Consider the following 15,443-nt stretch of genomic DNA (forward strand, 5'->3'; position numbering starts at 1 on the left):
TCCTGTTTGCAAATAAAAAAAGTTTCTTCTTTACGAAGAAACTTTTTTGACTACTTCATAGAAATAGTAGCCTCTACTGGATAATGATCAGAGTAATCATTATACGTATATTTTTTAAACCATGATGTAACAGTCCATTGTGGAGATTTCGGCTGTAACACTTTATTTTCTATATGCGATGGGTTCGCATGATCTTTACTTGCAATAATATAATCTAAATACTCGGCAGGGCTATCGGGGAAATTGTATTTCGAAATACTGTTTGTCGTCGCATCCCAAGTCGCTGTATGTCCAGTATAAGATGGAATAGAAGCGTGTAATGTTTTAAACATAGATGCATACTCTGAATCACTATTATTCTCAGCGTTTATTTTATTTACGTTCATATCTCCGCCAATTAACACATACTCGTTATTTGGTATATTTTTATTTTTAATAAAATCTTGCATTTCTTGTAGCTGTTTTGTACGTACAGATGCAGGTGAAGTTTTTCCACACATACTATCTTCAGCTTGTAAATGCGTCCCAATTACATGAACAAAACTATCATTTTTCTTAATTTTCGTGTATACAAATCCTTTATTTGATAAATTATCTGGTCCACAGCCTTTTTCGAATACATATTGAATTTTTTCAACGATTGGCCATTTACTCACAATCGCAACGCCCCCATCTTCAGGAGTCGAAGATGAATAGTTCCCTAATGTTTTATCCCATTCATTTCCACTACTACGACCTAATACCGCCGTTTGATTTGGATATTCTCTCTTCAAATTTCCTAACAAACGATCTGAGGCGCTATTATCAAACACTTCATTTAATATAACAACGTCCTGATTCTTTATATAATCTGCCGCTCCAATTAAATCAGCACGCTCACTTTGTCCCCAATTCGGATATAAGTTTGTTGATAGCATGTACACGTTATGCGTCATCACTTTTAACGTATTATTTTGATTTGTAGGCGTTTCTGCTTGAGCTGAAGATCCGCTATATAAAGCTCCTAAACCAATCCCAAAGCTAAGTACACCTTTTAACAATTTACTTTTCACGTTTCATACCTCCATGTGTATAGTGATAAAAAGGCCAAATACTCTATTCTGAGATTTGACCTTTTTCAAATACTTAACGATTTTCGTACGTATCAAACCAAAGTTGGATGTATCCAGCAGTAACACGTTGTGCATCCATTAAACGCTTACCTGTCATTGGTGTAACTTCAGCGCGCCATTTATCTGCATATTCTTGCGATACAGCTGCTCTCACGAACCAATCTTTCGTATTATCATTTACAATGCCAGCGTAATCCTCTTTCGCAACTACTGCCGCTCCATGAATCCAATCTTCTGGATTTGTACCTTTCCAATTCCAATATCCATTTCCATCCGTTACTTTATAATTATCTTTTATCGTATCTACAAAGTTTTCATATTTAGAATGGAACCCTTGTGGATACGAAAGATTTGTAAAGTTTGCCGCATGCATCGGTTGGTTTACATCTCCTAAATAATGAAGAGATAATCCTAAATAGAAGAATGCTTGTTTCATATCTTTATTTTTGTATGACTCACCAGCTAATTTAAAATATTTAGCTCCAGTTTCCTTCGCCTGTTTTGCATATGGAATATACGTTTTCCCGTTATCAGGGTCATAGAAGTGTGAAGCAAATGTGCTATTATCATAATAAGGATTTTCATAGTCAGCAGCATAAATGCCGTTCTCTAACTCCGTACGCCATTCATTTAATAGTGCAACTCGATCTTGTTTTACAAGTGTTGTATTACGAGACATAATATCCATTGCACGGTTTACAATCCATAAATGAGAGTTTACGCCTTCTTTATGTTTATCTTCAGCAGACCAGCGCGGAATAACGCCTACTCTCTGTCCTCCATCGTTTTCATGAGCAAACGCAACACTTTGTAACGGTGCTACTAACGTAATAGCTGCTGCTAAAGCAAGAACTTTCTTTTTCATCTGAAATCCTCCATTTTATAATTGAATTATTGTAAACATTTTGCTAGGATCCTATGATGTCGTCTGGTTAACCTATGATTAGAATATCCCACCTTTCATAAAATTTCTATCACTAAATTAAAATATGCAAATGTTCATATCATTATAACTTTATACATAGTGAATATAATGAATGAATGCACTTACATTGTAATAAAGTATTGTTAAGCTACTGCAAATACTTGTCTAAACTAATGTAAAAAAAGAGTAAAGCAATTACATGCTTTACTCTTTTCTTCTATTCGATAATATACTTGGTAGTTGCACATTAACCGCCAACTTATGAATAAATCCAAACACTAATCCAATCCCGATAAATATGTATAGTATCGTAAATATCTTCCCAAAATCAGTTTGGGGACTAAAGTCTTTATCGCCTACAGTTGTCAGTGTCACAACACTAAAATATAAAGCATCAAGGATACGTAATCCCTCCACTGTGCTATAAAAGATTGTACCCGATATTAAAGTCAAAATTGTTAATACGAATAAAACTTGAAATTCTTTATCCTTCCACGCTCGCAAACAGGCTCTTAGCATACGTTTCAATGTTAAAAAAAATGAAAGCATTCAACTTTCCCTCCCAACCAAAAGTACATTTAGTCAAAGGAAAGTCTATCACCTTTCCGTATAGAAAAAAAGTAGCCCTCTTCTATTTCTAGAAAAGGACTACTTTTTTCAATTCTTTATTATTTGGGTGAAACAAGAATTTTCACTTGTGTTTTATCTTTTACAAGTGCTTCAAATCCTTCTTCAACAACTTGATCCACTGTAATTTTTTTCGTAATTAATTTCTCTGCTTGAATTTGACCAGAGCTAATTAATTTAATAACAGATGGGAAGATGTGACGGTATCCAAGAATACCGATAACTTCTTTTTCTTTTAATACAAGGTTGTTCGGAGTAATTGTTGCATCTTTTTCCCATACGCTAACAATTACCGTTTGTCCTTCGAAACTTGTACTTTCAATTGCTTGACGTAGTACAACTTCAACACCTGTTACTTCGAAGCTAACATTTACACCTAAACCGTTTGTTAAGTTACGAATTTCTGCTAATACATCTTGAGTTGCTGGATTTAATACGTAATCCGCACCTGCTAATTTTGCTAACTCTTGACGTTCTTTAGAAAGTTCAACTGCGATAACAGGAGTTGCTCCTGCTGCTTTAGCTGCTTGGATAACAAGAAGTCCAATTGGACCACAACCAAATACTGCTACAGCTTCCCCTTCTTTTAATTTACTTTGACGTACTGCATGAACTGCTACTGCTGCTGGTTCTACAAGTGCACCTTGTTCATACGTCATTTCATCTGGAATATGATGAACCATATCTTCTGGTACTACTGTATATTCAGAGAAGCCACCGCCGTCTCCACCAAGACCGTGGAAAACAAGCTGTTCACAAACATTGTAATGTCCATGTTTACAAGCTTCACATTTACCACAAGAATAAATTGGTTCTACAACAACGCGGTCTCCCACTTTATGAGATGTAACACCTTCACCAATTTCAACTACCTCACCACTAAATTCATGACCTAAAATAACCGGTGCTTTTACATGTGTTAATGGGTGCTCTTCTGTCGGAATAAAAATTGGCCCTGCTAAATATTCATGCAAGTCTGTCCCGCAAATACCACACCATTTAACTTTAATTTTTACTGCTCCTGGTCGTACAGTTGGTTCTGGTACTTCTTCTACTCTTACATCACGTTGATTATGCCAAAGTAATGCTTTCATTTTAAACATCCCTCTCTATGTATATACTTAACCTGGTGAAGTTTACAAATCTATTATAATACTTCTATCCATATATTTCAAAAAAACAATCTCATTTCCACTAAATTTTAACAAATAACGTTCAATATTTTGTCACTTTGTACTTTTTTCCACATCTGTTAATTCAATTTCATTGCAGTTGAAATTAGCAGTATGCCATAATAGCATAGGAGAGGTGAATATCGCTTGAAATATTTTATTTACTTTATTGTTATCGTAGCTTTTTTAGATACATTTTCACAATTACCTATTATGAGTACGTTCGCTCAAAGCCTTGGAGGAACTCCTCTTATTATTGGGCTAGTTGTCGGTATGTATTCATTTGCTAATATGATTGGTAATATTATTGCTGGAGTTGCTGTCGATAAATTTGGTGCAAAAAAAATACTTTATATAAGCATGGGATTTACGAGTTTCATAGTCTTGTTATATACCGTTGTTCAAAGTGGTGAACAACTATTAGTTGTGCGCTTTATGCACGGTTTTAGTGACGGATTTTTAATTCCTGCTGCCTTTACATTTTTATCAAAACAAACAAATTCAGCAAAGCAAGGTAAGGCAATGGCTCTATCTGGTGCTGCTGTTGGAACAGCGGCTATCGTAGGTCCTGCTTTCAGTGGCATTATGAAAGCGACAGCTGGAATAGAATGGGTTTTCATTACTATTTCTATTTTAATGGTTCTTGGTACAATCGTATCTCTATTCTTCTTACCAAATAACGTGTCAAGAAAAGATACATCAAGAACACAAATGATGAACAAAGAAGATATGTTTGAACTATTGAAATCAGAACCGTTATTACAGGCATATATTGGTGCTTTCACTCTAATGTTTTCACAAGGAATTGTCACATATATGTTACCAGTAAAAGTTGAGGCGTTAGTACTTAAAGCATCTACAACAGGTATGATGCTAAGTGTATTCGGAATTACCGCTATCCTCTTCTTCTTACTTCCAACAAATCGTATTTACGATCGATTTAATCGTTCAAAACTAATGCTGATTGGTATTGCAGTAATGGCATTAGCGTTATCTTTACTTGGATTATTCGCAACAAAAGGCATGCTCTTTATCGTTATGATGATTTACGGCATTGGATTCGCTATCCTTTTCCCATCGATAAATGCATTACTTGTTGAAAATACGACAGATGATAATCGCGGGAAAGCCTTCGGATTATTTTATGCATTCTTCTCATTAGGAGTTGTTGCTGGTTCCTTTACAGTTGGAGCAATCGGGGCATCACCTAGTGTCAGCTTCGTTATCGGAACTGCATTCTTATTAACATTTGCCGGTATGATTTACGTAAGAAGCAAAGTAAAAAAGACAATGATGGGTTAATTCCATCATTGTCTTTTTTTAAAATGCATATTGATATAACCCATAATATAACGGCAAAGTTGGAATCACACCAATTAATTTGAATATAAAAGGTAGCGGTTCATCCTTCTCTTCATATAAACGTAAAACAAAAACGGCACTCAAAGTCCAAATAATGCTAAACACGAAGATGCATTTCCAAACGATTGAGGTCAATATTTCTACATCGAAGACAAAATCAAATAGCCCTATCCACGTAATAATGGATACTACAAAATCAAACTTTTGAATTGGTGTTTGAAACATCCCTCTTATTAATGAAGCAATAGCTAATATCGCTACAATTACTAAATAAATTTTCCACAACATAATGATAAGCTCCTGTTCAATTTTTCACTTTCAATAAACCATACTTAATAAATAAGCTAGCATTATATTTTTCATAGAAATAATACAACGGATAACAAAATAAGAAGAAAATAAGTACGGTTGGTACATTGTCTATAATAGAAAAATATTTTCCTAGCAATTCTTTAATGCTCTCACCAATCATAATAAACAGTGGGATTATACAAATTGCCGCTAATATTAAACATGGCGTTATCCTTATTTCTTTCAGCTTCACCTTACAATGTGGACACCTTAATGAAAAAAGATGTGGGATGTCGATAATATGTTGCGCAGTAATATTTCCTTCACACTGTGGGCATACAATTGTTTCTTTCATTTATAACTTCTCCTTTCTACTCACAAAAAAAAGCTCTATCGAATAGAGCTCTTTTTTCGCCTAATATACATTACTTTTGCTTATAACCAAGTAATACTGTAAATAAACTTATGTATAAAAGCAATACTACTTTCTCCCTAAAAAAAAGAAACTGAATAAATACCGACGATACTTCGACAATTTCCTCGGAAATATTTCCTTTCCCCATATAATTTGATACACTACATATGAACAGACACTTGTATTACATAAACTAAAATAATAACTTACTGTACAAATTAAAAAGCACATTCTTCATATGAAGAATGTGCTTTTATTTTATTAACGCTTAATCCAAACCGCACCTGCAGACTTATCCTCTGCTTGTCCAACAACTTGGAATTTAAGACCAAGATTTGGCACTTTTCGTCCTGCATCAGCAATTTGCTTGTTACTGTATACTTTTGAATCATCAAATGTTGTAACACCTTGTAATCCAGCATAATTAAACTGTCCACGTGTTAATGAATTTACACTCCATGCTGGTGTTGGATCAAATGAAAATGCAGCGTCTGCAATTTGCATGCCTGTATTACCGTACGCTGATTTCCCGTTCAAATTACCAACAAACGCTTCTGGATGAGAGTCTACAACCCCAAGGAAGCCTTCACCTGGATGCACCCCAACCCAGTTATCTTTGAAACTATCATCTGCATACCAAACGACAAGACCTGTATTGTATACCGGACCTCTTCCTGCTTTTAATCCATTATCTGATCCAGCGTAGTTTCTCCACTCTAAATAATAATAATGAGCTTTCTTCTCTGTCCCATCAGAAACAACGAATCCATTTAACTGCATTTTTGACTGTCCTTCTGCATCATCAGAGAATACACCTTGTCCGTCAACAGTTACACTTACATTATCCATCGCGAAACCTTTATATGTTACAGCTGGATCTGTAATGTAGTCGAATTGTAGTTTCACTTTCTTCCCTTTAAATTGACTTAAATCGTATGATTTATCAATCCATTTCCCATCTGTTGTATCTTTATCTCCTTGTACTACTTTTTCTCCAAGTCTATCAATTAATGTTTTTGTTCCATCTTCTGTTACTGCATGTACTTCAACAAAATCGCACTCTGCTTCTAACTCATAATTTGCTTTATAATCGAATTTCGCATGTGTTCCTTTTGTTAAATCAAAGAATGGTGTCTCTAGTGTTGTGTGCATATCATCTCCTCTTGTACTATAATATGCATGCTTTCCAAACTCAGGTTTAATCGTTTCAACACTCTTGCCTGGCAAATTAACACGTACAACACCTGGACGATTTGATTTCGTAACACTTTGATCAATATATGTAGGAATTCCTACACCACGCTTAATTTTATCGTAATCTACTTCTAAAATTTTTGCCCAGTTGCCACCCATATTCTTTTGTAAGAAGTCTTTATTTTGTGGTGAAAAACTAGTCGGCTCTGTTCCTGCAATTTTTCCTGTCCAACTGCCTCCACTCATTAATGACCAAGCTTCAACAGGTGATCCAGCTCCAGTATATTTCGTATCATATTCATCCGGTAAACCAAGGTCATGTCCAAATTCATGTGCAAACACACCTACAGCGCCATCTTCTGGTTCAATTGTGTAGTCATGCGCTGCTACTTTTCCACCAAAGTAATCTACCTTTGATTTTGTCCCTTCAATCGCTACTGGATCTGTAGCTAATTTTGAACGATGTGACCAAATTGCATCATCACCTAATTTACCGCCACCAGCTTCTTGACCAACACCAGAATGAATTACCATTAAATGATCAATTACACCATCAGGTTCATTTTGATTCCCATCGCCATTTGTATCATATCTATCGAATTGATCAAACTGAGATAAGTCTAACCCTTTCTCAGCAGCTGCATGTAAAGCTTCCTTCACTAAATCACGTGCACCTTTTGGACCTTTATTATCGTGACCACTACTACCATCAGCTCCATAATCAGATGCTTTTCCTGGAACAGTTAGCCACTCCGTTACATATCCGTCTGTCGTATAGCTACCGCCAGACTGCTCTTCATAATATTGTTTAAATGTTTTTACTTTCGAACCATCAAATAATGTATAAGGCTCATTACCAAACAACATCTTTTGATAATGTTCTCTACTAAAGTCTTTCGAATACATATAACCTGGTGTTTGATCAATATTATTATGTTTATAATCACTAAATTCAACGAGTAGCACTAATACTTTATCAGATCGAACAGATCCCTTATATGGAGCTTGCTTTGCCTTGGAAGTTGGAACTTGTCCATTCAATTGCTTTTTATTTGGTTCCGGCTTTTGCTCAGGGCTAACATTTTTTTCAGCCTTCTTTACGTTCTCCTTTTCTTCCATCTTTTTCTCTTTTACCTTTTTCACGAAATCAGATGCTTCTTTTGCCGTATCCTCTGGAAGAATTTCTTTATTCGCTTGATCTCCTTGCTTCTTTTCAATATACTGCTCGACAGCTTTTTTCGTCTCTTCTTTAGAAGATGCTGGATTAATTGTTCCTCTTTCTTTCAGCGCTTCCGCTAAACGATCTTCTTGAATTAAATTGTAATCAATTGGTGTTGTAGACACATTATCTTTTTCTTTCGCTGGCGTTTCTGCGTATGCTAACGGAGCACTCATTACAGATGTACATCCGATAACTGCCGCAATTGCTAACGTTGATAGTACTTTAAATGGAGCTTTTCTTTTCATCCTCTGTCTCTCCTTTTATAAAACTTAAAATTCAGATAAATAAGTGCGTTTAAATCGAAATCCCGGCTTTCTGCCCTCCCTATATAAAAAGGCATAATTCTATAAACGTTAAGCTTTCTGTTATAGAATCATGCCCTCCAGTTTTCTGGTCAGACCCTCTATCTTTTTATCCCACTATTTGCTAGGCAGTAAGACTCCCACCTCAAAATTCAGCGAACCCGAGGAAGTTAATTGGGAGATAACTGCCCGTAAAAGCCCAATTGGCGAGGGCTAATAATCCGGTGGGGGATGAACAACCCCCATCACTGATTAAAGTGTTACTTTATATCAAAATATAAAAAATAAAGAGTGATTTGTATATATTAAATAGCTTATATTAAAAATTTAAAAGACAATATGCAAAATTGCATGAAAATTCCTTCAAATAAAAAAAGAACCCTAGTCAATTAAACTAGGATTCTCGATTTCATATTATTTCTCTTGTGTTTTTTCCCAATCAGCTAGGAATTTCTCAATCCCTTGATCTGTTAATGGGTGCTTCACTAATGAAGCAATTACGTTTGCTGGGATTGTTGCAATATGTGCACCATTTAGTGCTGCGTCAGTTACGTGAACGCTGTGACGTACAGATGCTGCAATGATTTCTGTTTCAATGCCGTGAATTGCAAAGATTTCTGCGATTTGGCGAATTAAGTCCATACCGTTATGACCGATATCATCTAGGCGACCTAAGAATGGTGAAACGTATGTCGCACCAGCGCGAGCTGCAAGTAATGCTTGAACTGCTGAGAATACTAATGTAACGTTTGTACGAATTCCTAAATCTGAAAATGCTTTTACTGCTTTTAAACCTTCCGTTGTCATCGGTACTTTTACAACAACGTTTGGAGCAATCTTCGCTAATTCTTTTCCTTCTTCAATCATTTTATCAGCTTCTAAGCTAATTACTTCTGCACTTACAGGTCCTTCTATAAAGCTGCAAATTTCACGAATACGCTCATGGAAATCTACGCCTTCTTTTGCTACAAGTGATGGGTTTGTCGTTACTCCAGCTACTACGCCTAATGCATTTGCCTCTTTAATTTCGTTAATGTTTGCTGTATCAATAAAGAATTTCATTTGTTATTCTTCCTTCCTAATTTTCATTTTATATTTATTTATTTTTTTTAATAAGCTCTAATTCAATCGGAATAGATTTGTCCACTTTTTTACCTTGTGTTATTTCTTTTGCTGTTTGCATCGCCTTCTCTCCGATTAATTCCGGTTTTTGAGCGACTGTTGCAGCCATACGCCCATCGTTAACCGCTTTCACAGCATCGTCTGTTGCATCAAATCCAACAACTACTACATCCGTTTTCCCAGCAGATTTTAATGCCTCAAGTGCCCCTAATGCCATTTCATCGTTATGAGCAAATACCGCTTTAATATCGCTATTCGCTTGCAAAATATTTTCCATAACAGATAAACCTTTCGCACGATCGAAATCAGCTGCTTGTTTTGCTACTACTTTTAAAGACTTATCAGCTACGTTATGGAATCCTTTCCCACGCTCACGAGCAGCAGAGGATCCAGGGATTCCTTCTAACTCAGCAACGTTCGCTCCCCCGCCAACTAATTCACGAATGTAATCACTAGCCATTTGACCACCTTCGATATTGTTAGAAGCAATGTGCGAAACAACTTTACCTGAATTCGCAACGCGGTCTACTGTAATAACAGGAACATTCGCTGCATTTGCCGCACTTACTGCTGAAGCAACAGCATCTGAATCGGTTGGATTAATAACAACTACGTCCACACCTTTTTGAATTAAATCTTCAACATCGTTCGTTTGCTTTGCTGCATCGTTTTGTGCATCAACAGCAATCAATTCAATGCCACTATCTTTCGCTTTCTTTTCTGCACCTTTTTTCAAAGTCACGAAAAATGGATTGTTTAAAGTTGAAACAGAGAATCCAACTTTAATAGTTTTATTTCGACCTTTATCGCTAGAATCCTTTGCCCATTCTGGTGGTTCCATTGAACAACCAGCAGTAATGACCATAATACATGCAACGAGTATAAGTAACCATTTCTTCATGAACTGTCCCTCCATTACGCTTCTTTTCGACGATCAATTAATACAGCTAGTAAGATTACAAGTCCTTTTACAACTTGTTGGAAGAAAGAAGATACACCTAATAAATTTAAACCGTTATTTAGTACACCGATAATAAGTACACCGATGAATGTACCAACAATCCATCCTCTTCCTCCAGAAAGACTTGTCCCTCCTAATACAACTGCTGCAATTGCATCTAATTCGTAAGAAGTACCCGCAGTCGGCTGTGCAGAATCTAATCGTGATGTTAAGACAATACCTGCAAGCGCTGCCAAGATTCCGGAAAGACCGTAAATCATTACTTTAATTCTCGTAACATTAATACCTGATAGTGCTGCTGCTTCTTCATTTCCACCAATTGCAAATGTACGGCGACCAAATGTCGTTTTCTTCAAAATGAAGTACAGCACTGCGAAAGCGATCATCATTGTAACAGCTGGTACCGGAATACCAAGAAAATAACCGCGGCCAAACATTTGGAACATTAAATGATCACCAAGACCAGTGATCGGACGTCCGTCCATATAAACAAGCGTCAACCCACGAAAAATAGTCATTGTTGCTAAAGTCGCAATAAATGGAGCTACTTTTCCTTTCGCAATGATGATACCGTTTACAATTCCCATTACAAGACCAGCAAGTAGTCCAACTGCCATTGCAAGGAACGGGTCCATGCCACTTGCCATCATTCCAGCAACAAGTGCACTTGATAATGCTAAAATAGAACCTACCGATAAGTCAATACCCCCTGTTAAAATTACAAAGGTCATTCCGAATGCAATAAGCGCATTAATCGATACTTGACGCAGTATATTAAATAAATTTGGAATTTCAATAAATGCTGGATTTAAAGCTGTAATTACGACAATAATTAATACTAAACCGATTAAAGAACCGAGTTGTTGTAATACATTCCCCTTCTTAGCCATCCTTACTCTCCCCCTGTAGCTAGTGCCATTATAGACTCTTGTGATGCCTCATCTTTCCCTAAAATACCGCCGACTTTTCCTTCATGAATAACAAGAACTCGATCGCTCATCCCTAAAACTTCGGGAAGCTCAGATGATACCATAATAACGGCATCTCCTTGTTCAGTAAGCTTATTCATAATAGAGTAAATTTCTTTTTTCGCTCCAACATCCACACCTCTTGTTGGCTCATCTAAAATGAGTAACTGCGGATGAATACCTAACCATTTCGCAATTACAATCTTTTGCTGATTTCCACCAGAAAGAGATTTCACCGCTTGCTCTCCACTAGATGCTTTCACATTAAGAAGTTTCATCATGTCCTCTGTAAACTGTTGTTCTAGTTCGTTACTAAGGACACTTCCCTTTGAAAGACTTTCTAAATTCGGTAACGCTAAATTTTCTCGAATTGAGAAATCTAACACTAATCCTTCAGACTTTCTATCCTCTGTAATGAAAGCAATTCTTTGTCTAATTGCATCTATCGGACTATCAATCTTTACTTCTTGTCCGTTTATAAAAATTTGTCCAGAGTCTAAAGGTTCATATCCAAATATCGCTTTCATAATATCTGTGCGACCAGCTCCCATCAAGCCAGCTACACCAAGAATTTCACCTTTTCTAACTTGAAACGAAACATTTTCAAATTCCCCCTTTTTCGTTCCGTTACGCATTTCAAAAATTACTTCACCAATTTGACTATTTCGCTCTGGGTAACGTTCACCAATGCTGCGCCCCACCATCATACTCACTACTTCATCAAATGACGTTTCCGGAATTAATCTTTTCCCTACATATTCTCCATCACGCAAAATTGTAATAGCATCACATATTGAGAATATTTCTTCCATGCGGTGTGAAATGTAAACGAATGAAACCCCTTCTTTACGTAACTTATTTATAACTGTAAAGAGCGTTTCAATTTCACGATCCGTCAGTGCCGCAGTTGGTTCATCCATAATAATAACGCTTGCGCTTGTCATCAACGCTTTCGCAATTTCAATAATTTGCTGTTGTCCAACTGATAGTTCTCCTGCTAACATAGCACCTTTTACATGTAATCCTAGCTCCGCCAATTGCTGCTGCGCAATCGCGTTCATTTGACGAGTACGTAAAATACCTGTTTTCCCATACATTAACTCTTTACCGAGAAACATATTTTCAGCTACTGTTAAATTTGGCAATATGTTCAGTTCTTGATGTATAAATGCAATGCCGTACTCTTCCGCTTCTTTCGCATTTTTAAAAATGCGTTCTTGCCCATCAATCGTGACTGTTCCACCATCTTTTGTATATACACCTGTTAAAATCTTCATGAGCGTCGATTTACCCGCTCCATTTTCCCCCATCAATGCATGGACTTCTCCTGCTTCAATCATAAACTGTGCATTCTTCAAAACAGGATTTCCACTGAACGCCTTTGAAATGTTTTTCATTTCAATACGCATTCTCATCACTTCCCTTTATTAAAAAATCACGCCTGCATGTAAAATTACATTGGCATAAGGCGTAGCCTCTCCTGTACGGATAATTGCCTTCGCTTTTTTTGTATTTTCTTTAAATTGTTCATGTGATACATATTCAAATGCTGGTTCTTTTAATTGCAGCTCAATCTCTTTATTTACTTCCGCATTATTGATAATGACTTCTTCTGCTAACGTCACTTTTTCAATTGCCATATCATCAGCTACAACTTGTAATACATCTAAAAAACTCGGCTTTCCAAGTTCAACAGCTAAATCAATTCGCTTTACTCCATCAGGAATCGGTAATCCGCAATCAGCAATTACAAGCGTATCTGTATGTCCGAGTGAAGCCAGGACTGCCGCAATCTCACTGTTTAATACACCGTGCTTTTTCATCCGACAATCACCTGCACTTCACGTACTCTATCTCTCGTTGGCATACCGCCTTGTGCCCCAAGTTTTGTTACAGAAAGGCCTCCAGCAATATTCGCAAAACGAATTGCTTTTTGAAGCGTTTCTCCTTCAGAAAGTGCAACTGCTAACGCACCATTAAATGTATCACCAGCTCCAGTCGTATCCACTACATCAACAGCAATGCTAGGAATATGTAGAATCTCCGTACCATTATGGAAACGAACACCGTTAGAACCTTCTGTCATCAATAGTTTATTTGGATATTTCGCCAGTAAATCTTCAATTGGTGATGTAAAATCATCTAATACAATGCGGCACTCATGTTCATTTGGCGTAATATACGTTGCCTTTTCTAATATGTCTTCTGATAACACTTGTGCTGGCGCTGGATTCAACATAACTGGAATTTTATGTTCTTCGCAAATAGATAGAACATACTTTACTGTTTCAAGCGGAATCTCTAATTGTAGAACAACCATATCAGCTTTTACGAGAAGATCTTTTGAACGATCTACAACCGATTCATTCACAAGAGCATTTGCTCCTTGTACGACAACAATACTGTTATCCTCTTCTGCTAAAACGATATGAGCAATTCCTGTCGTTCTATCTGTAACCGGTACCACATAGTCGATAAAAACACGTTCGTTCTCTAAATTTTTTCTAACTACTGTTCCGTAATCATCATTTCCTACTGCTCCAACCATTGCTACATTGGCACCTAATCTAGCTGCAGCAACTGCTTGGTTCGCCCCTTTCCCTCCTGGGATCGTATGAAATGCTTCACCAATTACTGTTTCTCCTGCTTTCGGCCGTTTCTTTGAAACAGCCACTAAGTCCATTGAAATACTACCTACTACTGCAATATTTGGCATCTGTTTCATCTCCTTACTTCGTTGTATTTCTTTCTATAATTTTAATCGGTAAACGATAGTGTTTCTCTTCCAATGCATTTCCTTCCATTTGCTCTAACAACAACTCTGTTGCAATTTTCCCCATCTCATATATTGGCTGTGCAACAGTTGTAATAGATGGATACATCATTTCTGTTAAAGAAATTCCATCGAATCCGATAATTTGTAAATCGTCAGGAATAGCCATTCCTTTTTGAAGTGCAGCCTTTACAATACCAATTGCAATTAAATCATTCCCAGCAACAATTCCATCAATATGCGGGTATTCTTCTAATAATTCCATTGCTACACGCTCACTATTTGCTGGGTCAAATGTACTCTCTGCAATCATATATGAAAGATTATTTTGCGTAATGATATCTACAAAACCTTCAAAACGCTCATTCGCTGTACTTACATCACGTGGTCCACGAATATGTGCAATATGTTTGCATCCTTTATCTATTAACAAGCTTGTCGCATCCTGACTTCCTGCATAGTTATCAGCATATACAGTAGGAATACGCTCATTAAACATACGGTCAATCGCAACGACTGGAACTGATAAATTCATGTAATTTATACTATTTTGTGGATTCGTTGCTACAATAAATCCATCTACATTATTTTGTCTAAGTACATCAATGTATTGTTTCTCTTTTTCTAAACTTTCATCAGAGTTACAAAGGACAACTGTGTAACCTTGTTTATGTGCTACATCTTCTACGGCACGTGCAACTTCTGGAAAGAATGGATTCACGATATTTGGAACTACTAACCCAATTAAACGAGATTTTTTATTATATAAAGAACGCGCTACTGTACTAGGTTTATAATCTAGCATTTCAATTGCTCGTTCTACTTTCTTTAACGTATCCTCATGAACATATCCATTTTTATTTAACACTCTGGAAACGGTCGCAACAGATACTCCCGCTAATTTCGCAACGTCTTTAATCGTACTCATTCTCTTTTCTCCTCATTTCATGTAACCGTTTACAGAAAATAATATAACGCATTTATAAAAATACGTCAA

15 protein-coding genes are annotated in these 15,443 nt (G+C 36.6%); 1 reads left to right on the plus strand and 14 read right to left on the minus strand.

Annotation, left to right across the window (positions count from 1 at the left end; translation table 11 throughout):
* Positions 1-50: 50 nt before the first annotated feature.
* From sph to bdhA, 4 genes are all read right to left on the minus strand, one after another.
* The gene (gene sph / locus ACS2MN_RS24020) at positions 51-1,052 is read right to left on the minus strand and encodes a sphingomyelinase C (protein WP_000837524.1); all 1,002 of its coding nucleotides are present in this window, start codon (positions 1,050-1,052) and stop codon (positions 51-53) included.
* Between the two features lie 73 nt (positions 1,053-1,125).
* On the minus strand, positions 1,126-1,977 hold the full coding sequence (cerA, locus tag ACS2MN_RS24025) for a phospholipase CerA (protein WP_000731000.1): 852 nt from the start codon (positions 1,975-1,977) through the stop codon (positions 1,126-1,128).
* A 264-nt stretch (positions 1,978-2,241) separates the two neighbouring features.
* Positions 2,242-2,586: a potassium channel family protein gene (locus ACS2MN_RS24030; protein WP_000947914.1), complete on the minus strand. Its 345-nt coding sequence runs from the start codon at positions 2,584-2,586 to the stop codon at positions 2,242-2,244.
* 119 nt (positions 2,587-2,705) lie between these two features.
* Complete coding sequence (bdhA, locus tag ACS2MN_RS24035; RefSeq protein ID WP_000645833.1) at positions 2,706-3,758, minus strand: (R,R)-butanediol dehydrogenase; 1,053 nt, start codon at positions 3,756-3,758, stop codon at positions 2,706-2,708.
* Between the two features lie 225 nt (positions 3,759-3,983).
* On the opposite strand from bdhA, the gene ACS2MN_RS24040 reads away from it, so the two are divergent.
* Entirely contained in the window at positions 3,984-5,138 is a 1,155-nt protein-coding gene (locus tag ACS2MN_RS24040) for an MFS transporter (RefSeq protein WP_000873279.1), read from the plus strand.
* Positions 5,139-5,156: 18 nt separating this feature from the next.
* On the opposite strand, the gene ACS2MN_RS24045 is transcribed toward ACS2MN_RS24040, so the two are convergent.
* From ACS2MN_RS24045 to rbsR, 10 genes are all read right to left on the minus strand, one after another.
* Positions 5,157-5,486: a hypothetical protein gene (locus ACS2MN_RS24045; RefSeq protein WP_346994854.1), complete on the minus strand. Its 330-nt coding sequence runs from the start codon at positions 5,484-5,486 to the stop codon at positions 5,157-5,159.
* A gap of 16 nt (positions 5,487-5,502) precedes the next feature.
* Entirely contained in the window at positions 5,503-5,844 is a 342-nt protein-coding gene (locus ACS2MN_RS24050) for a hypothetical protein (protein WP_000665293.1), read from the minus strand.
* Between the two features lie 321 nt (positions 5,845-6,165).
* Positions 6,166-8,565, minus strand: a complete 2,400-nt coding sequence (gene inhA2 / locus ACS2MN_RS24055; protein WP_438894780.1) for a M6 family metalloprotease immune inhibitor InhA2 — start codon at positions 8,563-8,565, stop codon at positions 6,166-6,168.
* A 471-nt stretch (positions 8,566-9,036) separates the two neighbouring features.
* Positions 9,037-9,684: a fructose-6-phosphate aldolase gene (gene fsa, locus ACS2MN_RS24060; protein ID WP_000667666.1), complete on the minus strand. Its 648-nt coding sequence runs from the start codon at positions 9,682-9,684 to the stop codon at positions 9,037-9,039.
* 34 nt (positions 9,685-9,718) lie between these two features.
* Positions 9,719-10,645: a ribose ABC transporter substrate-binding protein RbsB gene (gene rbsB / locus ACS2MN_RS24065; protein ID WP_000758982.1), complete on the minus strand. Its 927-nt coding sequence runs from the start codon at positions 10,643-10,645 to the stop codon at positions 9,719-9,721.
* Positions 10,646-10,659: 14 nt separating this feature from the next.
* Entirely contained in the window at positions 10,660-11,595 is a 936-nt protein-coding gene (locus ACS2MN_RS24070) for an ABC transporter permease subunit (RefSeq protein WP_001074641.1), read from the minus strand.
* A gap of 2 nt (positions 11,596-11,597) precedes the next feature.
* Positions 11,598-13,082, minus strand: coding sequence for a ribose ABC transporter ATP-binding protein RbsA (gene rbsA, locus ACS2MN_RS24075; protein WP_346994855.1), 1,485 nt, complete (start codon positions 13,080-13,082; stop codon positions 11,598-11,600).
* An 18-nt stretch (positions 13,083-13,100) separates the two neighbouring features.
* Positions 13,101-13,496 (minus strand): D-ribose pyranase, encoded by a 396-nt coding sequence (gene rbsD, locus ACS2MN_RS24080; protein WP_000716145.1) that lies wholly within the window; start codon positions 13,494-13,496, stop codon positions 13,101-13,103.
* Entirely contained in the window at positions 13,493-14,389 is an 897-nt protein-coding gene (rbsK, locus tag ACS2MN_RS24085; protein ID WP_001132872.1) for a ribokinase, read from the minus strand. Before rbsK ends, rbsD begins: the two co-directional genes overlap by 4 nt.
* 13 nt (positions 14,390-14,402) lie before the next feature.
* The gene (gene rbsR / locus ACS2MN_RS24090) at positions 14,403-15,374 is read right to left on the minus strand and encodes a ribose operon transcriptional repressor RbsR (RefSeq protein WP_000104026.1); all 972 of its coding nucleotides are present in this window, start codon (positions 15,372-15,374) and stop codon (positions 14,403-14,405) included.
* Between the last annotated feature and the right edge of the window lie 69 nt (positions 15,375-15,443).

Source organism: Bacillus cereus group sp. BceL062 (genome assembly GCF_051780025.1).
Lineage (GTDB): Bacteria > Bacillota > Bacilli > Bacillales > Bacillaceae_G > Bacillus_A > Bacillus_A toyonensis.